This is a genomic window from Yinghuangia sp. YIM S10712 (assembly GCF_051388935.1).
Lineage (GTDB): Bacteria > Actinomycetota > Actinomycetes > Streptomycetales > Streptomycetaceae > Yinghuangia.
In genome coordinates this window covers 15,252-40,136 of sequence record NZ_JBPKBI010000016.1, presented here as the reverse complement: position 1 = coordinate 40,136, position 24,885 = coordinate 15,252, and the positions used below count along the sequence as shown (strand labels likewise).

Annotated in this window: 15 protein-coding genes; 6 read left to right on the top strand and 9 right to left on the bottom strand. The window is 71.0% G+C overall.

Features of this window, described 5'->3' with window-relative positions:
- Positions 1 to 34: 34 nt before the first annotated feature.
- Together ACRX5W_RS25895 and ACRX5W_RS25890 are read right to left on the bottom strand one after the other, a co-directional pair.
- Positions 35 to 1,570: a family 16 glycosylhydrolase gene (locus tag ACRX5W_RS25895; RefSeq protein WP_436790717.1), complete on the bottom strand. Its 1,536-nt coding sequence runs from the start codon at positions 1,568 to 1,570 to the stop codon at positions 35 to 37.
- A gap of 433 nt (positions 1,571 to 2,003) precedes the next feature.
- Complete coding sequence (locus ACRX5W_RS25890) at positions 2,004 to 3,398, bottom strand: ABC transporter substrate-binding protein (protein ID WP_436790716.1); 1,395 nt, start codon at positions 3,396 to 3,398, stop codon at positions 2,004 to 2,006.
- A gap of 887 nt (positions 3,399 to 4,285) precedes the next feature.
- Here ACRX5W_RS25890 and ACRX5W_RS25885 point away from each other — a divergent pair.
- Positions 4,286 to 5,038 (top strand): dienelactone hydrolase family protein, encoded by a 753-nt coding sequence (locus tag ACRX5W_RS25885; RefSeq protein ID WP_436790715.1) that lies wholly within the window; start codon positions 4,286 to 4,288, stop codon positions 5,036 to 5,038.
- Positions 5,039 to 5,143: 105 nt separating this feature from the next.
- Here ACRX5W_RS25885 and ACRX5W_RS25880 read toward each other — a convergent pair whose 3' ends face one another.
- Positions 5,144 to 6,145 (bottom strand): LLM class flavin-dependent oxidoreductase, encoded by a 1,002-nt coding sequence (locus tag ACRX5W_RS25880; protein ID WP_436790714.1) that lies wholly within the window; start codon positions 6,143 to 6,145, stop codon positions 5,144 to 5,146.
- A 710-nt stretch (positions 6,146 to 6,855) separates the two neighbouring features.
- On the opposite strand from ACRX5W_RS25880, the gene ACRX5W_RS25875 reads away from it, so the two are divergent.
- From ACRX5W_RS25875 to ACRX5W_RS25855, 5 genes are all read left to right on the top strand, one after another.
- Positions 6,856 to 7,689 (top strand): SDR family oxidoreductase, encoded by an 834-nt coding sequence (locus ACRX5W_RS25875; protein WP_436790713.1) that lies wholly within the window; start codon positions 6,856 to 6,858, stop codon positions 7,687 to 7,689.
- 276 nt (positions 7,690 to 7,965) lie between these two features.
- Entirely contained in the window at positions 7,966 to 9,747 is a 1,782-nt protein-coding gene (locus ACRX5W_RS25870; RefSeq protein WP_436790712.1) for an RNA ligase family protein, read from the top strand.
- The gene (locus ACRX5W_RS25865; protein WP_436790711.1) at positions 9,747 to 12,701 is read left to right on the top strand and encodes a poly(A) polymerase; all 2,955 of its coding nucleotides are present in this window, start codon (positions 9,747 to 9,749) and stop codon (positions 12,699 to 12,701) included. Before ACRX5W_RS25870 ends, ACRX5W_RS25865 begins: the two co-directional genes overlap by 1 nt.
- Before the next feature lie 205 nt (positions 12,702 to 12,906).
- Entirely contained in the window at positions 12,907 to 13,080 is a 174-nt protein-coding gene (locus tag ACRX5W_RS25860; protein WP_436790710.1) for a hypothetical protein, read from the top strand.
- A 109-nt stretch (positions 13,081 to 13,189) separates the two neighbouring features.
- Positions 13,190 to 15,121, top strand: a complete 1,932-nt coding sequence (locus ACRX5W_RS25855) for an HEXXH motif domain-containing protein (RefSeq protein ID WP_436790709.1) — start codon at positions 13,190 to 13,192, stop codon at positions 15,119 to 15,121.
- 54 nt (positions 15,122 to 15,175) lie between these two features.
- On the opposite strand, the gene fxsT is transcribed toward ACRX5W_RS25855, so the two are convergent.
- The 6 genes from fxsT to ACRX5W_RS25825 form a co-directional block, all read right to left on the bottom strand.
- The gene (gene fxsT / locus ACRX5W_RS25850; RefSeq protein ID WP_436790822.1) at positions 15,176 to 19,690 is read right to left on the bottom strand and encodes an FxSxx-COOH system tetratricopeptide repeat protein; all 4,515 of its coding nucleotides are present in this window, start codon (positions 19,688 to 19,690) and stop codon (positions 15,176 to 15,178) included.
- A 92-nt stretch (positions 19,691 to 19,782) separates the two neighbouring features.
- Complete coding sequence (locus tag ACRX5W_RS25845; RefSeq protein ID WP_436790708.1) at positions 19,783 to 20,910, bottom strand: AAA family ATPase; 1,128 nt, start codon at positions 20,908 to 20,910, stop codon at positions 19,783 to 19,785.
- Entirely contained in the window at positions 20,900 to 22,387 is a 1,488-nt protein-coding gene (locus ACRX5W_RS25840; RefSeq protein ID WP_436790707.1) for an effector-associated domain 2-containing protein, read from the bottom strand. The genes ACRX5W_RS25845 and ACRX5W_RS25840 overlap by 11 nt, the downstream gene beginning before the upstream one ends.
- Before the next feature lie 70 nt (positions 22,388 to 22,457).
- Positions 22,458 to 23,375, bottom strand: coding sequence for an effector-associated domain 2-containing protein (locus ACRX5W_RS25835; protein ID WP_436790706.1), 918 nt, complete (start codon positions 23,373 to 23,375; stop codon positions 22,458 to 22,460).
- A gap of 655 nt (positions 23,376 to 24,030) precedes the next feature.
- Positions 24,031 to 24,471 carry a hypothetical protein gene (locus ACRX5W_RS25830; protein ID WP_436790705.1) on the bottom strand — a complete coding sequence of 147 codons (441 nt, stop codon included), beginning with the start codon at positions 24,469 to 24,471 and terminating at the stop codon, positions 24,031 to 24,033.
- Between the two features lie 41 nt (positions 24,472 to 24,512).
- On the bottom strand, positions 24,513 to 24,885 hold a 373-nt coding region (locus ACRX5W_RS25825; RefSeq protein WP_436790704.1), incomplete at its 5' end, for a DUF3759 domain-containing protein.

Below are 24,885 nucleotides of genomic sequence, written 5' to 3'. Positions count from 1 at the left end.
CCACCCCCCCCCCACAACCACGCCTGGGGACGCTTCAGTTCGCGACCTGCACATCCAAGTGGACGCGGCCCACCGCGGGGTAGTAGCGGTACTCGTCGTCGACGTCGATGCCGACCGTGGAGATGGTGTTGCAGCCGTTGGACAGGCGGTGTGAGTCGAACGTGTAGACGTAGACGCCGTCGTTGTCGTCGTCCCGGTCGTAACCGATCCATTCCGCGTCGCCCTTGGGCGAGTCGCAATCCTCCGAGTTCAGGTAGAACGACACTTCCTGGACCCGGTCGCGGTCCCCGTTGACACGCACCTTGACGGTGACGACGCCGCGCACCGTGCTTCCGTCGCCGGGCGCCAGAAACTCCAGCCACGGCTCGCCGAGTTGCGCCGGCGGAGGCGTCGCGGCAGGCGGCTGAGGGCTGGGCGGTGCCGGCGCGACGGAAGTGACGGGCGGGCGCGGGGAGTTCGAGGGAGCCGCGGACGTGGTGACTGCGGCGGTGGTCGACGGTGCCGGGGGCGACGATGTCGCGGACGGCGACGCCGCGGGCGAGGAGGGAGCCGCCGAGGCGGCGGGCGCCGTGGGCGTTCCGGTCGCCGTGCCGTCGGGCGCGGCGCCGACGGGAGCCTCGCCGCTGCCGCGCCACGACCGGACGTAGTCGATCGACATCGCGGACTTGTCGGGCGCGCGCTCGGTGTCGCCGCCCATGATGCCGCCGACCGCGAGATTGAAGATCAGGTACATCCGCTCGCGCGGCACCGCGTCGCCGACGACGGTCAGGATGGGCTCGCCGTCGGCGTAGTAGGTGAGCCGGTCTTCCTGCCAGTTGACCCCGAAGAGCCGGTAGTCGTCCACGAAGTGGGTTCCGGAGCGGCTGAGTTCGCCGTAGCACTCGCTTTCGCCCCGGACCTCGCCGAGTTCGACCTCGCACGGTCCGGCGGCGTGCAGCCGTGCCTGCGCGAGGCGTTGCTCGCCGCCGAACTCGAAGACGTCGATCTCGGGCCTGTAGGGCTCCTGCGGGACCATCGGCATGAGCCACATCGCGGGCCACATCGCGACGCCGGGAGCCAGGCGTACGCGCGCCTCGATGTAGACGCCGGGACTGAACAGCGCGCGGCTGTCCTGGAACGACTGCCCCGCCGTCGCGCCGGTGCTCACGGCGCCGGAGGAGAACGGCAGTCCGTCGACGGGCTTGCGCTCGGCGGTCAGGTGCAGGCTGCCGTCGGAGACGGTCACCTGCTCGGGGATGTACTTCTGCTGCTCGCCGTCGGTCGCGCCCTTGCACGGCTTGGAGGTGTCGTACCCGGAAAGGCACGTCATCCACTTGGTGCCGTCGAGCGCGGTCCCGTCGAACTCGTCGGACCATTCCAACTCCCAGCCGGGGTGGCCCAGGAGTTCCGCGACCTGCTGCGGCGCGCTGCCCACGCGGTCGCTTCCGTCGTCCGAAACGGCGTTGGCGACGATGAGGACCGGCGCCGACAGCAAGGCGGCCACGACGGCTCCGAGACCCCACCACTTGGCCTGCCTCGGCAGTCCCGGAAGACGTCCGCCCCCGCCGCCGGAGATGGCCCGACGAGACATGATGTGGCTCCAATCGTCTCCGCGCCTACAGCCGTCCTGATACGAACTCGGGTTTCTGGAAAGGCTGTTCGCTGACAAGTCGTGGGCAGGCTACCGGCGCGGCCACACGCCTCCGACGGCCCGCAGGAATCGGATAACCGGGCGCGGGAAAGGGACAATCGCGGGTGGCCGACATGAGACCCATGTCGACATGCGGCGCCATGTGGCAGGCCCGGCGACTCCGTTCCGCACAGCCCCGAAAGTCGACCTTGCGCACCGACCGCCGCCGGGCACTCCCGTTACCTGGCCCCTGACACACCCCTACGGCTGTCCCCGCCCGGCGCGTCCTCGGCCACACATGCGCGAGCCGCCCCGGAGCTTGCGGCTCCGGGGCGGCTCGTGTCCTGCACCTGCGTGCGGAGCCCCCGGGTTCCGAACGCGGTTGTGCTGCTTGTTACTTGAAGTCGGCCATGCTCTTGCCGACGTCGGCGAGGGTCAGCGCCTTGCCGTACTGGCCGGTGTACTGGTACACGGGCGCCTCGCAGCGGTAACCGTTGCTGCCCGGCTTGAAATCGGCGGGCTTCCAACCGTCGGCGGTCGCCTGCTCGACGTTGAAGCAGGTCACCGGCTTGTCCGCGACGGACAGGTCGACGGCGGCCTGGAGGCCGCCGGCGGTCCAGGCGGTCTCCTTCTTGGCGGCCTCGTACACGCACTTGCGGGTGAGGTCGTCACCGCAGCTGGACGCGGACTTGGCGAACAGCACCCAGGCGGAGAAGGCCTTGATCGCCGGCAGGGTGATCTTGGCACCGGGCGCGTACTTGGCGTACAGGTCCGTGAGTTGCTTCGTGGCCGGGTTCGACGCGGCGCTCTCCAGCGGGTAGATGCCGCCGATGTCGGCCAGGTTGTTCTGGCTGCTCAGGACCTGGTTGCCGGCGAGGCTGATGAAGTCCGCGGTGTACGCGTTGCTGTTGGTGTCGATCCAGTCGAGCTTGTAGTCGGCGGCGGTCAGCGCCTGCTCAAGCTTCGCGAGCTGGGAGAACGAACCGTTGAAGACCAGGCCGCGGACGTTCTTGCTCTTGATCGACTGCGCGTACGGCGTCCAGTCGGACACACCGGCGGCCGGGTAGAGGTCGTTGTAGACCACGTTGGCGCCGACGCCCTTCAGGGCCTCCGCGGTCTGCTCGCCGATGGTCTTGGTGACGGGGCTGTCACCGTTGATCAGGCCGACGGCGCCGGCCGAGGCGGGGTACGCCTCCTTGATGAGCCACGTGAAGTAACCCGCGTACGTCGCGTACGACGGTCCGCCGGCCTGCACGGAGACCTGGAGGTCCGAGCCGACGTTGGCGGTCTGGCTGATCTGCGCGGGGAAGTCCGGCAGCAGGCACTTCAGCCGTTCCTCGGTGCCCTGGCCGTCCAGCGCGGCACCGCCGCCGACGAGCGCGAAGTCGTCGCGGCAGGACTCGACCATCCGCTGCCGGGCTTCCATCATCTTGGTGTCGCGGACGTTCGCGGAGATCTTGCGGCCGTTGATGCCGCCCGCGTCGTTGCACCAGGCGGTGAACACCTTGGCGGCATCGCCGAATTCGGAGTTCTTGGTGAAGCCGACGTCGCTCATGACGCCGACCTTGATCTCCTTGGCGGAGACTCCCTGGGCGGGCGCGCCGCTGGGGTTGCCCGGGCTGCAAATGTCGGACAGGTCGCCGAAGTCGTTCGAGACGGGCGCCGCCTGGGCGGTGTTGTCGCCGTTGTTCGCCGACGTTTCCGTCTCCGTACCGCCGCGGTCCGCGCAACCGGCGGCAAGCAGAGCGGTCGCCACCAAGGCGGCGGCAGCTGACCTCTGCAGTTTCACGTGGTGCCCTCCTCAGGCTGTTCCCCCAGCGAACGGCTGACGGTGTCGTGCGGTTTGGCCCGCGTGGGCCGTGGCGATTCCCGTCAGACGTTGAGCCTGGAGTCGTGCGTTGTCGGGCTGGCCCTGTTTTGCGTTGGCTGGGGATCCGCCGGCCGGAGCCGAGTGGGGACGTGCGGATCTCGGTGGGCCCGGGCGTGCTCCGAGCGCTCACCACGCGTCTGCGTCGGAGCAGGGGCCGGGCGGCGTGGCGTAGCCCGGGGCACCGTACGCCGATCTGCGGGGCCAGAATCTCCTTCGCGCATTGCTGGTGTTTGATTCTCAGATCAGGAAACTAGCTTCTCACTGACCGAGAATCAACTTGACTGAAGTCACATTCGGGGAAACTCCGCGGACCGTTCCGGAGAATTGAGGGCGAGCTGCGCAGCGGCGGCACCCCGCGCGGTCGACGCCGGGGCGGCGTCCCCCCAACCGGTCGTCGCTGCGGCCGCAGCCTAGCGGGCACGGCGGGCGCCCCGAGGACCGGAGCCCCGGCCATCGCCGGGGTTGACGGCCGGCCCGAGAGAAGCAGGTGGCCTCTCCATGAGAGGCCGATTTCCACGACCTCCCGGCACGGTGGTGACGGTCGGGACAGCACATGCCGCCAGATGACGCGGCGAGAACCCCGACCCGCATGAAGGCGCAGTTCGGCGAGACGCGGCTCTGTCGTCGCCGAAGCATGCCAAACGGACGAAGTCCGGCTGTTCCCGACCATCTGTGGCGGTGTCGTCCCGCCGCGAGCCCTGCGCGAGGAAGTCGGTAACGTGCAAGCTGCGGCGCACCCACGCGACTTCCGCGACGCCGCCCACGGCACAACCTGCACTTGTCCGTTCGCTCCGGCAGGGATCCGCATGCCACGCACGAATGTCACGCTCGAAACCGAGGACGGCACCTGCGCCGCCGTCCTGCACACGCCCGCGAACTCTGCGGCGGATCCCGGGGGTGTACCGGGCGTCATCGTCTATCCGGACGCGGCCGGTGTGCGCGAGACCTTCGCCGCCATGGCGGACCGTCTGGCGGAGCTCGGGTATGCCGTGTTGCTCCCGGACATCTACTACCGCACGCCTTACGCCCCGTTCGACTCCGGCAACCTCTTCTCCGACCCGGAGGAGTTCGCCCGGCTGCGGTCCCTCGCCGCGGGCCTGAGCCCGGAGATGTCCGGGCGCGACACCGCCGCGTTCATCGGCTTCCTGGCGGCGCGGCCGGAGGTCTCGGGAACCCGGATCGGCACCGTCGGCTACTGCATGGGCGGCCGGATGGCGCTCCTGGCCGCGGCACACCATCCGGACCGCGTCGGCGCCGCAGCCTCCTTCCACGGCGGCAACCTCGCCCCGGCGGACGACGCCCACAGCCCCGCGAGCCTGGCCGGCTGCATCACCGCCGAGTTGCACGTCGCGGTGGCGGAGAACGACCCTTCCTTCCCCACCGACCAGTACAAGCGCCTGGAGACGGCGCTCAAAGACGCGGGCGTACGCCACACCATGGCGACCTATCCGGCGCAGCACGGCTTCGCGGTCGCCGACAATCCGGCGTACGACCCCGCGGCCGACGAACGCCACTGGGCGGCGCTGACGGCTCTGTACGGCGGCGCTCTGCGCGGCTGAGGGGCCGTTCGGCCGTCCCGCGTGGATCCCCGTCCGACAGCGTCGTTGCGCACGGTCGCGACGCCTGCGGGATGCGATCCCTCGGAATTGCCTGGCGGCGCCTTCTCAGGCGACGGACGAGTCCGCGAACGCCGGCATGACCTCCTTCTCGAAGAGGCGCAGGCTCGACCACGCCAATTCGATCGGCATGCCGCCGCACAGCGGGTGGAACTGCACGTACGGCACGGGCGCCGCCTTGAGTTCGGCGATGAGCTGATCCGGCGTCAGGACCCTGTACTGGCCCGTCTCCCGCAGGCGGTCGGTGTCGGCGACGCTGTGGAACGGCGAGGCGACGTTGTCCTGCGCCTGCCACTTGCCGTACGCGTTGCTCTCGTGCAGGAAGTACGGCGCCATCCGCTCCCAGCCCTCGTCGGGGTCCTCGGCAAGCGCGACAAGGCGGTTCTCGCCGATCGGGCAGGGACCGGGGTCGGGACGGCCGAGCTTGACGACCTCGTCCCGGTAGAAGTCCCACACGGCGGGCACCGACGGCACGAACCCGTCGGCGATGCGTGCCGCCCGGCGCGCGGCCGGCTCGCTGCTGCCGCCGAGCAGGAGACCCGGGCCGCCGGGGCGGAACGGCGCGGGGGTGACGTGCACGGTCCGGCCCTGGTACTCGAACGGCTCGCCGGTGAACGCGGCCTTGAGGGTGGCGATGGTCTCGGTGACGCGCTTTCCGCGCTCCTTCATCGGGACGTCGAACATCGCGAACTCTTCGCGCACGTAGCCGCCGGCCACGATGAGGTCGACGCGGCCCCTGCTCAGGTTGTCGACGAAGACCAAGTCCTCGGCCAGGCGCAGCGGGTCGTGGAACGGGGCGATGAGGGCGGCGATGAGGAGGCGTGCGTTCTTCGTGCGCGCGGCCATGGCGGCGAGCATCGGGATCGGGCTGGGCAGGTACCCGTCGTCGGATCCGTGGTGCTCGGAGACCGTGATCATCCCGCAACCGAGCCCCTCCGCCCACTCGGCCATGTCGAGGGCCGCGGAGTAGCGGTCGGCCATGGACGTCCCGGCCATCTCCGGGTTGCGGAAGTCGAAGCGCAGGGCGAACGACACCCCTGGAGGATTCATCGGTGTATGCCTGTCCTTTTCGTCGGATTCAGCAAAATCGCCGGACATCGCCCTGCCCTCGCCGGTTTCAGGCGCGAACCGCGTCGGCCCCGCCCGGCGGTTCACGTGGCGGCGGGCCCCGCGAGAATATAATTCTCAGAAGCGAGAATTCAATACTTCCAAGTCGAAATCGATTCCCGGCGGCGGGCTCCGAGCGGACCGCGAAGTACCGCAAGCCGACTCGGCGAGCGACACCATGCGCTCCCCCGGCGACCGGCGGTGCAGACTGCGAAATCGGCCGATGCACAACGCTCCGCACCGGTCCGCGCGGGTGCCCACCGGCTGACGGAGCAGGCTCGACGGCAGTATCGGCCTCCGTGGACTGCGCAGCCGATTCTCGCCGCGGACGGGCCGCGGACGAAATCAGGTCCCCCGCACGCACGCCCCGCGAAGCCCGCAAGGTGCGGCTGCGCCGGATCGGAATGCCCCCGAAACACGGCCCGCGCGCGAGCGAACACGCAGGGGCCGCCTCGCCCCGGCAACTCTGTGGTGAGATCCCGGGAGAACCGTATTCTCGCTCGTGAGATTGTTCCTTATACTCTCCCGAAACCCGTTGCTTCAGGTGACGGATGCCACCGTGGGCCTCGGTGGCATGTCCACCCCGACCGCCGTGCCATCCTCGCGCTGTCCGATGCCCTCGGCGGTGTCGCCCTTTCCCTCACGGAGCCCGCATGTCGCAGATCGACTTCGCCAACCGCCGAGTCCTCGTTGTCGGAGGATCGTCGGGTATCGGGCGGAGCATCGCCCTGACCGCCGCCGCCCAGGGTGCCAAGATCGCCGTCGTCGGACGGCGTACAGAGCTGCTCACCGAGGTCGTGAACAAGGCCGGAGGCGGCGTCGCCATCACGGCCGACCTGGCGCTCCCCCAGGACTGCGCCCGCGTCGCCGAGGAGGCCGCCGCCGGACTCGGCGGCATCGACGCGGTCGTCCACGCGGCCGGCGTCTCGCCGCTGGCGAAGATCGCCGACACGTCGGCCGAGGTTTGGCAGCAGCTCATGATGACCAACGTCATCGGGCCGGTGCTGACCACCGCCGCGCTGCTGCCGTCGCTCACTCCGGGCGGCGTGGTCGGCTTCATCTCGTCGCGGAGCGTGGGCAAGCCGTACCACGGTGTGGGCGCGTACAGCTCCAGCAAGGCCGCGCTGGACCAGGCCGTGCTCAGCCTGCGCCTGGAGAACCCGCAGTTCCGGTTCGCCCGCATCGAGGTCGGCGACACCGCAGGGACGGACTTCAACCGGGACTTCGACGAGTCGGTCCGCAACGAGCTGGTCCCGCTGTGGATCCAGAACGGCGTCCTGTCGCAGGTGCTGATGGACGCCGAGGAGCTCGGCGCGACGATCGCCGCGTCCCTCGCGCAGATGCTCGCCTACCCCGGCATCGCCACGAACAACCTGGTCTTCCACGGCCCCGGGGGCGTCCTCGCACCGGGCACCATGCCGACCGTCGGCGTGCAGGGCATCGTCGCCACGCCCGAGACGCACGGCTACCAGGCCGACAAGGACTAGCCGCCGGGCCCGCCCGGTCCCCCGCCGCTGCGCAGCATTGCGGCCGTCCATGCCTCGGCACCCGCCCCGGCAGGCGGCCGCGGAGCTGCGCCGGCGGGGTTTCCGCGTTTGGGGCGGCGCACGGTCGAGCCCACATGTCTGAACCAAGTCCCTTGCCCACCATGCGACTTGCTTCCACACACAGCGACGCGGCAAGCGCGGCACGATATTTCGCTGGAGCCCGCGAGCCGGTGCCTCCTACAGTGTCGTGACGTCGTCGGGGTGGGGAGATCGGTCATGCGGGTGCACTATCCGCGGACGGCCCATCTGCCCTGGTCGCCCGGGGCGTCATCCGACGACGTGCGGGCCGGTGACCTGTCGGGCCTGGTCGGGCGCGAGGTCGTGGTCACCGAGAAGATGGACGGCGAGAACACCACGCTGTACGCGGACGGCCTGCACGCGCGGTCGCTGGACTCCGCACACCACCCCTCGCGGGCGTGGGTGAAACAGCTCCAGGCGCGCATCGGTGCCGCGATTCCGGCAGGGTGGCGGGTGTGCGGGGAGAACCTGTTCGCGCGGCACTCGATCGCGTACGAGAACCTTCAGAGCTGGTTCTACGGGTTCTCGGTGTGGGCGGGCGACCGGTGCCTGGACTGGGATGCAACGGTCCGCTTCCTGCGGCGAATCGGCGTACCCGCACCGCCTGTTCTGTGGCGCGGCACCTTCGACGCCCGCGCACTGCGCAACCTGCGGGTGGACACCGTGTACCGGGAGGGCTACGTCGTCCGGACCGTGGAGGGCTTCCCCCGCGAGGAGTTCGCGCAGCGCGTCGCCAAGTGGGTGCGCCCGCAACACGTTCAGACCGACACGCACTGGATGTACGCCGCCGTTGTCGCGAACGGGCTCGGCCCCGACGCCCCGCTGTGGGCCGTCCGGTCGGGCGCCGACGCCGACACGCAGGCACTCCTCACCGCTCTCTCCCTCGCCGAGGACGCGGAAGACGCGGGCGACGCGGGAACGCACACGACCGTGGCCTCCGAAGCCGCGGCGCGGCTGGACGCTCTCGGCAGGACGGGCGACGCGCGCCTGGCCGGCGTGCTCGCGGCCCTGCTGCGCACCCGCCGAAGGGCGTGGCTCGCGCCCCGGCTGGCCGGCCCGCTCGGCATGCCGACGGCCCGCCGCGTCGCCGACCTCGTCGGACTGCACGCGAACCTGTACGAGCCCTACCCCGACGAACGACGCCGCGCCGGCCTCGTCCGGATGTCGTACGCCGCCGATCTCGGCGCACTGCACGCCGTCGCGGCGGCAGCTCTCGTCGGCCGCTCCGACGCCCCGGCCGAGGCAGCGCGTGAGCAGGTCGAATGGTCGGCGCTGCACGCGGACGAGGCCGGGCTGCTGGCCGAGACGCCATGGGAACCGCTGCGCGCCGGGCTGCACCAGGCCCTCGGCGATCTGACCGCCCAGGCGGGCGACCGGTGCTGGGCCGAGGCCCGGCGGTTGTACGCGGAGGGCCGGATCGGCTCCGTCGCGGAGGCGGTCGCCGCGACCTGGCGGTGGCGGTCGGGGGACGCCCCGCGCCTGGTCCACATGGTCGGTCCGGCAGGCAGCGGCAAGAGTTCGTTCGCGCGCGGGCTGGTCGGTGTCGACGAGGTCGTGTCCCTCGACGACCTGCGCGAGGCCCGGGGCTCCCGGGCCGACCAGGGCGCGAACGGCGAGGTTCTGCACGAGGCCCTTGACCGCCTCGACGCGGCGCTCTCCCGGGGCGGCACCGTCGTGTGGGACGCCACGTCCCTCATGCCGCAGCAGCGCTCCCTCGTCCACGGTGTCGCGCGCCGCCGTGACGCGCTGGTCACGCACGCGGTCGTACTGGTCGACGAGGACGAATTGGCCCGGCGCAACAGCTCCCGGGCGCACCCGGTGCCCGACGCCGTGCTCGCCGCGCAACTGCGCCGGTTCGTGCCGCCCTACCCCGGGCACGCGCACCGGACCTGGTACGTCGGAGCAGGCGGCACCGTCGAGGACGTCGACGGCACCCTGGAAGGTGAGCCGCACGAACGACCGGCGAAGGGAGCGGTGTGATGCGTACCAGCGAGGAGGTCTACCAGCGCGTCCGCTGGGACCCGCGCTTCGATCCCGCCCGGTTCGTCCTCGGGGTGACGCGACGCGGCACCGGCCCGAAGCGGATTCCGCTGCCGTCGTTCGTTCCGGGCGGTGAAATCCCCTGGCACCGCGTCGTGTTCATCGAGGCGGACGGCGAACTCATCTGGGACCGCGCGACCGGCGTCGACCGCATCGGCGCGTCCCCCGCAGGGCGGGTGCGCGACCCGAGGATCCTCCGTCCGCCGTTCTTCACCGCGCGCACGCCCTACGTGTGGGACGCGGACACCGCCGCGTGGCAGGCGGCGCCACCCACGGCGGCCGATACGGCGTACGCGGCGCAGTCGAGTCTGCGTGTCCTGACCTGGAACACGCTGTGGGACCGATACGACAGCGACCGCATCGACACCGCCTCGCGGCGGCCCCTGCTGCTCACGGCACTTGCCGAGGCGGAAGCCGACGTCATCGCCCTCCAGGAGGTCGAACCGGCTTTGCTCGCACTGCTGTTGCAGGCCGACTGGGTGCGCGCCGACTACACACTGCACACCGATCCTGCATCGGACGACATCGACGAGGCCGGGCTCGTGCTGCTGAGCCGCCTGCCCGTGCGGGAGGCCGCCGTGCACGCGTTCGGCCCGCACAAGGCCGTCGTCGCCGCGACCGTGCGGACGTCGGACGGCCCACTCGTCGTCGCTGCGACCCACCTCACCAGCGACCACGCGGAAGACGGCCCGGCGCGTCGTGACGCCGAACTCGTCGAGCTGGCCGAGGGGTTGGCCGGGGTCGACGGCAACCTCGTCCTCGTCGGCGACTTCAACGTCGGCGACGCCGCCGAGGCCGGGCCGGAGATCACCCTCGGGCTGCGCGACGCCTGGACGGATGTCCACGGGCCGCACGACCGGACCCCGACCTTCGACCCGAACAACAATCCCCTTGCGGCGGTTTCCTCGTTGTCCGGGCGGGTGTCGAGACTCGACCGGATCCTGCTGCGCACCGGCGGCGCGGCCACGGCAACAGGCGTCGACGCGGCGGAACCTCGGCCCACGGCGGCCGTCCTGCGCGGCAACGAGCCGGGTCCGGGCGGACTGTTCATCTCGGACCACTACGGCGTGCAGGTCGACTTCGCCCTGGGCGCAGCGGCCACCGACAGCGTGCTGAATACCGCACCGACAGCGCGTACCGCCGTCGCCTGGCTGCCACCGCGCGAACTGTGGCCGTCCATCCAGGAGATCCGCCGAGCACACGACCCTCAGGTCGACCGCTGGCCGCCGCACGTGAACCTGCTGTTCGGCTTCGTCCCCGAGCACGAATTCGAGCGCGCGGCACCTCTGCTCGCCGCAGCGGCGGCCGAAGTCGCCCCGTTCACCGCGACGTTGGAGGGCGTGGACACCTTCGGCCACCGGACCGACGCCACGGTCTGGCTGGACCCGGCCGCATCCGGTGGTGATGCGTGGGCCGCGCTCCGCCACGCGCTCGTACGCCGCTTCCCGCGCTGCCGGGGCCGCGCGGAAGGCTTCACGCCGCACCTCACCCTCGGCCGGACCGCCGAACCACAGCGGATCGCCACCGAGAGCGCGGCACATCTCGGCCGACTCACCGCCCGTGTCGGCGAGTTGGTGCTGCTGTCCCGCAGAGGCGACGAACCGATGTGCCCTCGGGCGGTGTTCACGCTCGGTACCGGTGAAATGCGTCTCGTGCACGAGCCCGTCGCTGTCTCGTCCGCCGGAGACGGCCGGGACCCGCACGCTTCGCGGGTCCGACAGATCGTGGCACGCCTGGGCGCGGCCCTGCCCGGCGGCGTGGTCCACGTCGTGGGTTCGCGTCGCACAGGCTGCGCGCTGCCCGGCGGCGACCTGGACCTCGTCGCGGCCGTCCCCGACAATCCCGAAGCGGGCGCCGCCGGGGCGTCGGCAGACCGTGGCACCGGACAACTCCGACTCGGCGACGTTCGCGCCCGTCTCGTCGCCGCACTGCCCCAAGCACAGCAACTGCGCGACGTCGTCGGCGCCCGCGTACCCGGCGTGCGGTTCACCGCCGAGGGCGTCCACGTCGACCTCGCCCTCGTCCCGACCGGCAGCGTTCCCGCGGCGCAAGCCGTCGAGCGCCGCGCCGAGTTGGGCGAGCCGGCTGCACTCGCCCTGAGCGCGGTCAGCGACGCGGAAGCAATCCTCGCCGCCACCGAGGGAGTTCGCGAATTCCCCGCCCTCGCTCGGCGCGTGAAGGCATGGGCCCGTGCCCGGGGACTCGACGCGGCACCGTTCGGGGGCCTGCCGGGGCTGGCGTGGACACTCCTCGCCGCCCGAACCGCCTGCGGGCACAGCGGACTTCGCGGGGACGACCTGCTGCGGGAGTTCTTCGCCACATGGGCCGCGTGGGACTGGGACGCCCCGATCACCCTTGCTCCGGTCGAATCCCCCACAACCCGGCCGTCGACGCCGGTGACCGTCCTGACCCCCACCGCCCCGGTCCGCAACTGTGCCGAGCAAATCGGGCTTGGAGGCAGGGACTTGCTCTCCCAGGAGCTCTACCGCGCATGGGAGATCCTGGAAGCGCCGACGGCCGCAGGAACCAATCCGCTCACCGACCTGCTCACTCCTCCGGACCTCCACCGCAGACACGCCGCGTGGGCCGTGGTGACCGTGGACAGCGGGTCGGACGGGGACGCGGTGGTCGGCCGGGTCCGCGGCAGAATGCGGGCGCTCCTCGCCGCGCTGGACGAAGCCGGCGTCCCCGACACCCACGCCTGGCCGCATCCGTTCGCGGTATCGCCGGAGCACATCCGCTACGCCGTCGGCCTCGGCGCCGCCCCTCCCGCCCCCGACGTACTGAGAGGAATCGCCGACCGCTGGACGACCAACCTCCCGGGCACGACGGTCACCTGGGCACGCAACGGCGACGTCCCCACGCTGCGCGCCCCCGCGACGCCGCCCCAGTGACGGGCGTGCGGCGGGCGACCGACGCCGCCCACGCGCCCGCAGACAAACCAACTGCCCAGCCCCACAAGCGTCTTCCGCATTCCGTCGGCATCGGGGCATCATGGCTGGAGAACTCCGGACGACCCGGAAGATCACTCGGAAGACCACGCAGAATGGGGGATTCGGCGGCATGGACCACCGAGACCGGACAGATCACACGGACCCGATGATCCCGACCGACCAGCTCATCCCGACCGAACTCGTCGACGTCGGCAGCCTGTCCCTTGACGAACTGCTCCGTCGCGACCCGGCCGAGCTCGACGGCTCGGTACGGCGCATCCTCCTTCAGGTCGACCTCCCGGAGCCGCTGACCGCCAGCAAACAAGGGGAGAAGTGCTGACGGCGGACAGCCCCTGGCACCCGCCGCCCATGACCGTCGGCGAAGCCGCGCGGCAACCCGCTTCCGCATAGCGAGGGCGGGCCCGGAGTCGTCCGACAGGAGGCTACTTGTGGGCACGTCACGCACCACACCGGAGCGTCCCCTTCCTGCGGGCGCCGAGGCTGCCGCGCTGCCGACGGCGACGCGGTCGACGAGACCGGTCCACACCATCTCCGGCCGGGCCCTCGCGCAACTGGCCTCGGGCCACGGCGACACGGAGACACTTCGCACACTCCGCGACGGCCAGCGGAGCAAACGTCTGCTGCTCCTGCGCATGGTGTACGACGCGGCGACGTCCGACCCCGCGGTGATGGGGCCGCTGCCCCCCGCCGAGGCCGCTTGGGAGTTGCTGACCCGCGCCCGGCAAGCCGATCCTGCGGCCTTCGAAACGGTCGTGATGTACCCCTCGATCGGCGTGTGGGCCTCACGCGTGCTGCGACGCATCCGTGGCGGGGTCTCCGCGAGCCTCCCCATGTGGTGGGAAGCCGGGCACTTGCACAACGTGTCCGTCGCGGTCGCCGCGCTGGCCGACATCGACTTCCGTGCGCAGGTTCCGGTCCGCGAGGACCGCAGCGTCCACCTGCCGTCCCTGGGCGCCGTCCGCTTGCCCGGACACTCCGCGGCACACCGTCCCGGCGCGTCCGTCGCCAACGTTCGGCGGCTCGCCGGAGGCGCGGTCTCGGTCACGCTCCGGGGCGCGTGCGTGCTCATCCCCGCTGATCCGCGGCGTGAGGCTCCCGGCTGGTCCCCCCTGCCCCGGACATCCGCCGCGGGTGCACCGGATCCGCATCTGGACGATGCGGATCCGTACGCCGGCTTCATCGAGAGTCGGCCACCGCACAGACTCGGACCTTCGCGGACGGACCGCTGGCGATCCCTGCTCGGCCAGGCAACTGACCTGGTGCGCTGCGAGGACGCGGAAACGGCCGACGGGCTGGCCCTTTTGATCCGCTCGATCGTCCCGCTGGCCCCGGCTACGAACGACCGGCCCTTCAGCGCCTCCTCGCCCGAGGCGTTCGGCGGGGTCATGATGGCGCTGCCGCAGACGGCGACCACCCTGGCGGTCGCGCTGATCCACGAATACCAGCACCTCAAACTCAGCGCGCTCCTCGACATGGTCTCCCTGCACCACGAGGGCGGCACCGGCCGGTACTACGCGCCGTGGCGGAAGGACCCCCGTCCCATCGCCGGGCTTCTCCAGGGTGCGTACGCACACCTTGGCATCGTACGGTTCTGGCGGCACCGCAGGTCGACCGCGCGTGGGCCCGACGCCCGACTCGCCGGCTTCGAGTACGCACTGTGGCGCGACGCGACGGCACGCGTGCTCCACGACGTCCGCGATTGCGCGGAACTGACGGATCTGGGCCGCTGGTTCGTGGCAGGCATGCGCGCTGCCATGGCACCGTGGTGCGCCGAGGCCCTTCCCAGCCGGGTAGCCGCCGACGCCCGTTCGCTCGCCCGGGCGCATCGCACTGCCTGGCGATTGCGCAACACCCAGCCGGAGCCCGGGACTTCGGAGGCGCTGGCGCGATCGTGGAGTGCCGGCCGGCCCGCACCCGGCACAGCGGTCCTCGGGGCTCCGGTCCTGCGCCCCGATGCCGGCCGCAGCGAATCCTCCTCGCTGCCACGCCTGTTGCAATCTCGCTGGGACAACCCCGACGAATTTGCGTGGCGGTGCCGGCATCCGACGCTCTCAGGCATCTCCAGGGCCGATCTCGCTTACGCACAAGGCGAATTCGCGGAAGCCGCGGTCCTGTACGCCACCGACGTTGCGACGAGGCCGGATGCCGGTGAGGCCTGGGTGGGGCTCGCGATGGCGTCGGCGGCTGCGGGACACGACGCGGCGGCCAGGCCTCTGCTGGAGCGCCCGGACGTGGTCCGCGGTGTCTATCTCCAACTCGTCGCCGAGTCCGGCGACATGCTCACCGATCCCCTGCAACTGGCGTGCTGGGTCGGCTTGGCGTTGCCTCCCGCAGTCTCAAAGGGCGCCTCCGAAGACTAGAACGCTGTACGCCGGGCGGGTTTCCGGCCCGGCGTACAGCGCACGACCCACAGGTCAGATCACCATCAACTCCAGGTCGCAGTCGGCCCGTTCACCCTCGGTCGCCCGGATGGTGGCCGGGTGGTTGCGGCCCAGGGTCCGGCGCATGACGGCCAGTGTCCCGGCGTACAGCGTCTCGGCCTGATTGGTCCGGCCAAGTGCGCGCAGGTCGGCGGCGAGGTTCAGTGCGCAGGCCAGCGTCGTCGGGTGCTCCTCCCCGAATTTCTGCGCGACCCGTCGGTGGGTGTCCTGGTCGAGCTCGTATGCCTCCTGCGTGTTGCCGAGCGCGTGCAAGTCGCTGGCCAAATTGATCGCGGTGGCCAGCGTGTACGGGTGGTCGGCCCCCAGTGCCGCGGTCAAACCGTCGAACGCCTCGCGGTTCAGGGCCAAAGCGCCCTCGAACTCCCCCAGGGTCCGCAGCGACACGGCGAGGTTGGTCCCGACCGCGAGCGTGTACGGATGCGCGTCCCCCAGAGTCCGCTTGCACCGGTCGAGAGTGTCCGCGCCGGTTCGACGGGCACTTCGGGCATCACCGGCCTGGCGTTGCGCAATCGCGAGGCTCGCGGCGGCGCACAACGTGTCCAGATTGTCGTCGCCGAGTCGCCGCTGGTAGTGCTTCCACGCATCGGTGCAGGCCTTCAGGGCGCCCTCGTGGTCACCGACCGTACGCCGCGCGGCGCCAAGGTGGCGCAGAGCCGTCAACGCGACGGGGGGTTCGCCGCTGACAAGGCGGTCGAACCTGGCCGAGTTGGTCTCCTGCAGCTCGGCGGCTTCCACATAATCGCCGCTTTCTCGCAGGTCCAGGGCCAAGAGGCTGCCCAGCAGCATCGTGAGGAGGTCGTCCTCGCCGAGAATCTCGACGGCGATCTGGAGCGTCACGGCGTCGAGGTCGCGGGCCCCACTGATATCGCCGATCAGGCGCAGCGCGGTGGCGTAGTCGACAGCCGCGCCGAGCGTGTACGGGTCGCGTTCCCCGAATGACCGCACCGACAGCTCGTAGGCGTCCTTGTTGATGGCTGCCGCAGCGGCGAACTCGCCCGCGGCACGCAGGTCGACGGCTACGGCGCGCGCGGCGCGCAGGGTGTTCTCGTCGGCTGCGCCCGCGGTCCGGGTCAGACGCTCCAGGGTGTCGCGGTTCAGGTCGGCGGCTTCACGGTAGCGTCCGAGGCTGCGCAGGGCGTGCCCGAGGTGGCGGGCGAGCGAGAGAGTCTGTGCGTCGTCGGGGCTGAAGTTCTCGCGCCACGTGTCGTACGCGTCCTGCCCCAGCTCGCGGCACGCCTCGTCATCGCCGAAGGTGAACAGGTAGATGACCGTGTTTCCGATAAGGGCCCGGACCCAGCGGTTCTTGCTCTCCACGGCCCGCGTGGCCCGCAGGTGCGGCAGCAGTTCGGCGTACCGGGGCCAGTTGGCGACCCTGCCGGGCTCCCCCGGGTCGCTGCCGGCGAGCAGCGTGTGCGCGGCCTCCCGCATGGCCACACGCTCCTCGGGGCTCATCTGGTCGATGAGCACGGCCTGGACGAGCCGGTGGAGTTGGATGCTGTCGGTGCGGTAGTCGATGCGGGCGAGCGCGTACCGGTTGATCTCACGCAGGGCGTGGCCGAGGCGGATCGGGTCGCTGAGCATTTCGCCGAGCAGTCCGGGCAGAGCGGCGTTCCGGCCGGCCATGAACAGGCTGCGGGAGACCGGCTCGGGCGCGAAGTAAGCGCAGACCTGAAGGAGTTGCAGGGCTGCGGGGTTGGTGTCGCGCAGCCGGTCGAGGGAGACGTTCCAGGCCGCGGCGACCGGGAGCTGGTAGTCCATCGGCGGGGCGAGTTCGAGGAGTTCCGCGCGTCGGCTGACGAACTCCTCGCGCTTGCCCTCGAAGAGTTCGAGGTACTCTTCGGCCCGCATGCCGGTCTCGGCCAGCCAGACCGCGGCTTGCTCGATGGCGAGGGGCAGGTCGCCGAGTGCCTCGGACAGGCGGTTGGCCTGTTCGTCCGTCAGCACCGGGCCGCGGCGGCGAAGAAGCTCAATGCTCTCGTCGCGGGCGAAGACGTCGACTTCGATGGTCCGTGCCATATTGACCCATTGTCCGTTCCGGGAAGTGACAAGAATCCGGCCGGTTCCGCCTTGAGGGAAGAACGGCAGGACACTTTCGGGGCTCTCCGCGTTGTCGAAGACGAGGAGCCAGTTCCGGTACGGTTCGCCGAGGCGCAAGGCCTCCAACACGGCCGGAACAGCGATGTTGGCCTCCGCGCCGGTCTGCAGGCGGAGCCGCTGTGCCAGATCCACGAATGCCGCGCGGATCTGCGCGGGCTGTCCCGCCGGGATCCACCACACGATGTCGTAGTCGGAACTGTTCCGGTACGCGTATTCGACGGCGATTTGTGACTTGCCGACACCGCCCATGCCGTGCAGCGCCTCGGGGAGTACTGCCGTGGTGCCCTGCGTCAGTCGTGCGTGCAGATCCTCCAGCGCACCGACGCGGCCGGTGAAGTTGACGTTCCTGGGCGGCATGTTGCCCCACACCGGTGGCGGACTGTCTGCCTTCCGGCGTCCCGCGATGGCCCGTTCCACCACTCCCGGCCGCCGCATGCGCGCGCTGTCGGTCACGGCGCCAGGATCTCCTTTGCCCGAACTCGGCTCGTCGCGGAGCCCTCGTCCCCCGCGATCCGAATCGGTCAGCGCATTCTCCGGATCCGGTACGAATGCGGAAGGATCCAAAGGGTTCTCAGGCACATCAACCGCCTTAAATCGTAGCGTATCCAAACCATCACTCTCAGCCACGGCCGAGTGTGCACGGGGGTTCGCGGCCCGCTCGCGGGTCGGGGCGGGGTTCAGCCGCGCTTGCAGGCGCTCCGCCCACAGCAGGTAGGGACCCGAAAGGGCGCGGAGGGCGCGGACGACGGGGGTGTAGTAGTCGTCGGCGCCGGTCGGCACACCGGACGCCGGTTCGGTCGGCGCCACAAACAGACCGCGCATGTGTGGCAGCACCGAATCGAGGCGGTCGACGACGCGCAGCATGACCTCTGCGGTGTCCACCCGCCGCGCGGACGCCAGGAGTTCCTCCGCGACCCCGGGGAGGAACGCGTACCGGACGACACCCGGCCCGCCCGACGCGGCGGTGCCGGACCGCGCGGGTACAAGCAGGCCGGACGTGACGACTTCGGCGAGGTGCGCCGGCGTGGAGTCGGGTTCGGCGATGAACTGGATCATCTCCATCATCGCCAGGGTCAGCGGCGACGCCGCGAGGTGTTGCGCCAGGCGGAAGGCGACGGGAGAGGCCGCGGACCGGAAGTTCAGGACGAGTTCGGCGGCGGTGGTTGCATCGGGCACCCCTTCGTGAGGGCTCGCGTCGTCGTGGGCGGCGGGTGCGAGGGACATCACGCGCGCATGGGGCCAGGTGCCGGGGGCGTCCGCGAGCAATCGAGCCCAGCGGTGGAGCCGGCCGGCGGACAGTTCGACGACGGGGACCACCGGTCGGCCTTGGTCGGCGGCCGAGGGTGTGTCCCATCCGCGCTCGTGTTCGACGACGAGCCGGGAGCCGGACGGGATTTGCTCGTACGCGCGAAGGGCGACCGACCGTGTCGCCAGCCAGGTCCGGTACCACGCGCGCTCGCCCGGCAGAAGGGCCACGGCCACCGGCACCCGTTCCCCCCAGCCGCTGACGAGGCGTTGCGCGGCGCCCGAGCGCCAGGCCGCGCCCGCCGCGTCCGTCAGCACCATGACGACCCGCCGCCGCGCGGGGCCGATGGGCTCGGCAAGGCCGGATTTCAGCGCTTCCGGTGCGGCGCCGCGCAGTTCCAGGTGGTCGGCGCCGGCCGCGTCGGTGTCCAGCAACCGCACGTTGACCGTGCGGAACGCGCCGGTTTGGCGCAGGAGTTCGGTGAATTCCGCGACGGTGTGGCACCACACCGGCATGGTCGCCCCGGCGTCCGCGACGACCACCATGTCGAGCCAGCGTTCGCGGGCGGGGCGGAGGCGCGGCAGACGGGGTTCGGCCGCGACCAGGGCATCGGCGGTGGCCTCCTCGTCGAGCTCCCAGTCTCGCGTCGAGGGGACCCGGCGTCGTAACGGACGTAACGCGCGCTCCAGGCGGCGCCGGTCCGTCAGCCCGGGAACCGAGGGCCACGTCACGGGAACGGCGTCGACGTCGTCCGCGGCGGGAGCGGACGGACTCGGCTCGGGGCGCCCCTCGCCTTCGCCTCCCTCGGACTCGAGTGCCACGGGCCCGTCGGAGCGATCCGTCGGTGTCCGAGGGGACGGCGCGGCCCGCTCCGGATCCTGGTCCGGGCGCGCGGTCCGTGTCTCCTGCGGCGCCGACCGCCCCGGCTCCGGGTCCGGTCCAGCGGGGCGGCCGGGGTGTCCGGCACCTGGTGGCAGTGGCGGCGCCGGTTCGTCGCCGGAGTCGTGCCGGCTGCCGTTGTCGTCGACGGGATGGTGCGTGGGGCCGCCACCGCGACGCGCCCGAGGCAGCGGGGGGTCGGCGACCGGCGAGTTTCCGCGCGGCTCCGGGCGGGCCGGGCCGCCCGTGCGTCCGGCCCAGCACATGGCGAGCCACAGCGCGTCGGCGACCTCGTGACCGGTCAGGTCCCGGCCACCGAACACGTCGGACGCCTGCGCCGGGGGCCGCCCCCGCGTGGTCATCCCGGCCCCGCGGCGTCGAGGCTCCGCCACAACGCGCCGACCAGGCGGTCCCAGTGGGCGTCGGGCGTGAAACGGTCCGATGTCGCGAGATAGACGCTGTTGAGCAATTGGTCGGTGGGAAGTCCGCCTTGCCGGGCGCTGTGCGCGACGAAAATGCGCACGAGTTCGTCGAGCCGGGCGCCTTCCTGGATACCGAACCGGGTCGCGACCATCGCGGCGAGTTCGTCGGCGTCAGGGGCTGCCAGTTCCAGACGGAGGCAGCGCCGCAGAAACGCCGGGGGAAAATCGCGTTCGCCATTGGAGGTGATGATGATCAACGGGAACGCCCGGCAGCGCACGCGGCCGTTCCGGATGACCGCCGTAACGCCCGGATCATCGGTGAGGACGCCGACCTCCGGCTCACGCGCGGCACTGCGCACGAGTTCGGGGATCTGGTATTCGCCCTCTTCGATGATATTCAGCAGGTCGTTGGGCAGGTCCATGTCGCTCTTGTCGAGTTCGTCGATCAGCAGGACCCGCGGCAGGCGATACGGAAGCAACGCCGTGCCCAGCGGTCCGAGCCGCACATAATCGCCGATCCGGGTCTTTCCGACGACGCGGTCACCCGAATGTGTGCGGTCCGACTCCGCCTCCGCACGATAAGTCGCGGCGTCCTGTGCGCGGGCGATTCCGTCGTACTCATAAATTCCGGAATGCAAGCTAGCACGACTGGTGATGGGCCACCGCAGGACGCGCCCCAAGCCGAGCTCGCGGGTGACGCGGTAGGCAAGGCTGGACTTCCCCGTGCCGGGGCGTCCGGTGACCAGGAGCGGGCGCCGCAGGTACAGGGCGGCGTTCACCATGTCGGCTTCATCGATGTTGACCGGGCGGCGTCCTTCGGCTGCTGCGCGGCGGGGGCCGATCCGGCGGGTGACCTCGGCTTCGTCCTCGGGTGGGCGGGGTTGGAGCGGTTCGCCGTCGAAGGCCCGCCACGGCGGCGGCCTCATCAGTTCGTCGTCGAGGTCTGCGCGCAGAATCCGCCCGTCGCCGTGGTAAACCCACCAGTTGGGAACCGCTTGCGGCGGCCCGCCCGCATCCGAACCGGCGGCGGGCCCGTCGCCGCTCGACCGATTGTCACTGGTCACCCCACTGTCTCCTCCCCATGGACCGCGGAAGCCCATAAGGCCGCCAACGCGCATACAGGTTGCCCGGGTCGTCGTGCAGCAATGCCACGCCGTCGCACGCCGGCGTCGTGACGCGCGCTTCGTGGACGCGTCCCGGCAATCGGCCGAATTCCGGTGCGCCGAGTATTTCCTGCGCCAAATCGTGCAGGAGGGTGTCAGATTTTCGGGAGCGATGCCACAACATGGCCGGTATCCCCTCCCGCAGGGCGACGTCGTACGCGTGCGGGACTCCGATTTCCCGGGGTCCGGGCGCGTCGAGCAGAAGAATTGCGACGACCTGTCCCTCGGTGTCCCGGTTGAGGGTGTCCTGCAGGTCGGCGGGGCCGATTCCGTCCGGGCCGCCGCACACTTGCCATCGGCATTCTCCAGGGTGGTCGGACATGCTCCGCCAACGGCGGTTCCATACGCGCTGCAATGCCGGTTCGCGCTGCCGTTCGAGGCTGCGCAGGACCACGGGATAGTGCCGGACGATCGGTCTCGGTAGGCCGGACTCGCGGTGCGTGGCCCATTCGTCTACGGGCAGGCGGCCGATGAGGTCGCGCCCCAGAATGAATTCCAATTGGATTTGCGCGTCGAGGCCGGCGAGGGATGCTTCACCGTCGGCGATGACGGTCTCGACCGTCCCTTCCAACTCCTCGGGGGAGCAGAGCAATTCGTGGTGCCCCGGAAACGGCCGCGCGGTGGCGTCCTCTTTGGTCCACGAGGACACGGCGTACCGCTCGGCATCGGCGTCGATCCGTTCGACCTGGATCGCGAGGTAGGCCGGGCTCGCGACGCGCTGCGCCGCGACCGGGACGAGGCCGGCGCGTAACTCCCGTAGCGCGTCGGTGGCGTTGAGCGTGTCCGCGACGGCGGTGTCCCAGGCGCGCAGGGGATCGCCGAGGTCGCGGGGGACGAGCACCGCGAGGTGTTCGATGTAGACCATGAACGGGAACAGCCCGTCCGCGCGCGCGTTCGCCTCCGCGAGATGGTCGAAGGCCCCGACCGCGTCCTCGCGTCCGGGCGGCAGGTGTTCGAAGGTGCCACGGGCCGCGCGGTGGATCCCGGCGATCGGCAGCCGGTCCGGGACCGCACGCAACAGGACGTGGATTTCCCGCAGTTCGCCCGGGCTCAGCATCGGCTGGACGGGCGTCTCCAACACCAGCCGGCGGAACGCCTCGGTGCTGCGGGCGCCCGGGGCGAAGAAGCTGATGGTGTCGGCGAGGACCCACAGCCCGCCGCGCAGTTCCTCCAGCAACCTCACGAGGTCGTAAAGCTGACTGCGCGGCACGGCGCCCGTGCGTACGACCGCCAGCAGGTCGATGTCCAGTCGTTCGCCCGCCACTTCGAGGCATTGGCGCCGGAGCTCGGCATCCCCCATCGGCCTGGTCCGTTCCAGCGCCTCGACGAGTCTGCTCACACGCTCCCAGTGCGACATACCCTCGACGGTGTGGACCATCCGCACTCCCCCGTGTGCCGTTGTGGCCTCGGCGGAGCAAGTCGACGTCTGCATCAGCCACCCACTCACGTCACAAGGCCACTTCGTCCCTGAAGTGCCGCACTGCCGCAGCGACGTTGCGCGCGGCGCGCGCGTCCCCTACCAAGTCATTTATAGCCTGGAGCAGGTCGTCGAGGCCTCCGTCGTAGTCGCAGCTCACCCGGACGACTTGATACAAGTGCGCCTGTGGTTCGGGGCGTTCGCCGATCATGCCGGCGATCTCGGGTCGCAGGAGCGACACCAGGTCGTGCCGGCCGGCGGCGGTCGCGAAGTGCGGGACGGCCGCGATGAGTCGTGCCAGCTCGGCGCATTGACGCGGCGTCAGGTCGTCGCGGTGGGGCGGGGGTTCGGGCGCGGTCGGAGCCAGCATCGAGGTCAGCGGAGGCCAGTCGCGGGCGATGACATCGCACGGAATCATCCAGGCGACCCTGGCCTGGTTCCTCGTGTACGCCGCGACAACCAGGCCCAGCACACCGCGCAGCGCGGGGTCCCACACCCCGGCCCCGCTGAAGCCCGGTTGCACGGGGAGCCCGTCTCCCGTCCCGTCGAGCTGGCGCCACTCCGGGTTGGGCCCGCCGGGACCTGCCACGGCAGCCGCGACCCACAACCCGTCCGACAGCCCCGGGCTCGGATAGCCGTACACCCGGACCGCACCGGCTTCGGCCCGGCTGCCCGCGACGAGCGGCGCCGGGGCCGCAGCCGGGGGTGGTTCGCCGGAATCCAGCCGGAGCACCGCGATGTCCCCGCTGCGGTCGAGCGCCGGGAACCAGCCGCCGTGGACCACTCTCGCGGCCCGTGGCTCGGGCGCGCCGCACGGCGAGAAGTCGACCATGACGGGCTTCCGCGGCGGCGGACCGTCGGCGGGCTCGCCGAGCGCGCCGGCGACGACGTGCGCACAGGTGAGCACCAGGCCGCCGGGGATCAGGACTCCGGCACCGACGACCCCCACGCCCCCGCGACCGCACACCCGCACCCGCCAACCGGCCTGCAAACGATCGCCCTCTCTGTGCCGCCGCGCTTGGCTGCCCCCGAGGTGAAGGTACGCGTACGGCCACGAAGAGCGTAGTGAACCGGCCGAGTTGGTGCGGCCGAATCAACGAAGGGACGAGCCGGACGCCTCGGTCGTGGACAGAAGGATCCGCTTCGACGCTTGGCGGCCGGGCGGAACCACGCGGTGCGTTTCCGCGCCTGCGCCCGTCACCGCCCGTGCACCGCGGCTCGCGGCGCCGCCACCACGACTCCGCCTGGGGGACGTCGAGCCCTTTCGCCCACAGGGCTTCCGGGTCGTCGGGCATCGGCAGTTCGGCCAGGTCGAGCCGGTCGTCCTCATGGACTCGGGCCGCGAGCGCGCGTCGCGGCCGACGAGCGCTGCGCGGACGGCCACGACTCCCCGGCCACACGCCGTCACGGCTCCGCATCCGGTAGGCGTCGCCGTCGGGGGCGTACTCCAGAGCCGCGAGCTCGGGTGTCGGGTGTCGGGTGCGGGGCCGCCGCAACATGACGAGGCAGCCGCGCGGCTGCTCCGCGTCGTTCATCGGTGTCCGACCGTGCCCTCGGGCGCATCCGTCTTGGCAGGCGCCGCCGTCCGGCGCAGAGGCGTCGGCTCAGCCCGGTCCCCAGCTGTGATCGGGATGGCCGTGGGTGCGTACGCGCTGTTTGAGCTCGGCTTCGTACAAGTGTCGTTTGCCGTCGGCCAGTTCCTTGCGAAGGCGGGCTTCGGCGCGGGCGAACGGCTGGTAGTAGGTGTCGTCGTACGCCTCGATGATCTGGAAGGTCCAGTGTCCGGGGATGACGTTGCGTCCGGCGATGTCGGTTTCCAGGAAGTCCGCGGCGTCGTGGTGACCGGCCGCGCGCAGCATGGCGATGCCTTCGTGCAGCATCCGGTCGGCGCCGCCGGTCAGTTGGTGGAAGCTGTAGAGGTGGCCGCGCGCGCGTTCGGTGGCCTCCCAGGCCTCACTGACCTTGCCCATGGCCTCGACGGTGGCGTCGTCCATGCCTGGTGGGCGCCGGTGGGCCTCGTCGTGGGGCGGCGGGAGCTCGGGCATGGCGGCTGTCCTCTTCGGTGGTCTCGGCCTCGGGGAATCTCTCAAGCGTATTCGGCGTGCAGCGCGTTTTCGTATCTCTCGGCCGCCAATTGCTTGGCCCTTGCGATGTCCTCCGCGCTGACGGGGTGCTCCTTGACCGCTTGGTCGATGAACGCCTCGGCCGCCTCGGCGGCGAAATGCCGCGCGCGGTCGAAACTGCTCGGCCGTTCGTTCCGGGCGAGTCGCCCCGCCCACGCGAGTGAGGCCGCGTAAGCGCCGGCCGCGGCGAGGTGGTCGGGCGCGATCCGTTCGTTCTGCGGCACATTGCGGCACGTGTGGTATGTAGCCGCTTCTTCGCTGTCATCCGCGAACAGGCCCATCACGGCTTCCTTTGTTTGTCGCCTTCTTTGTTTCCTTGCTTTGTGTGCGTGCCGG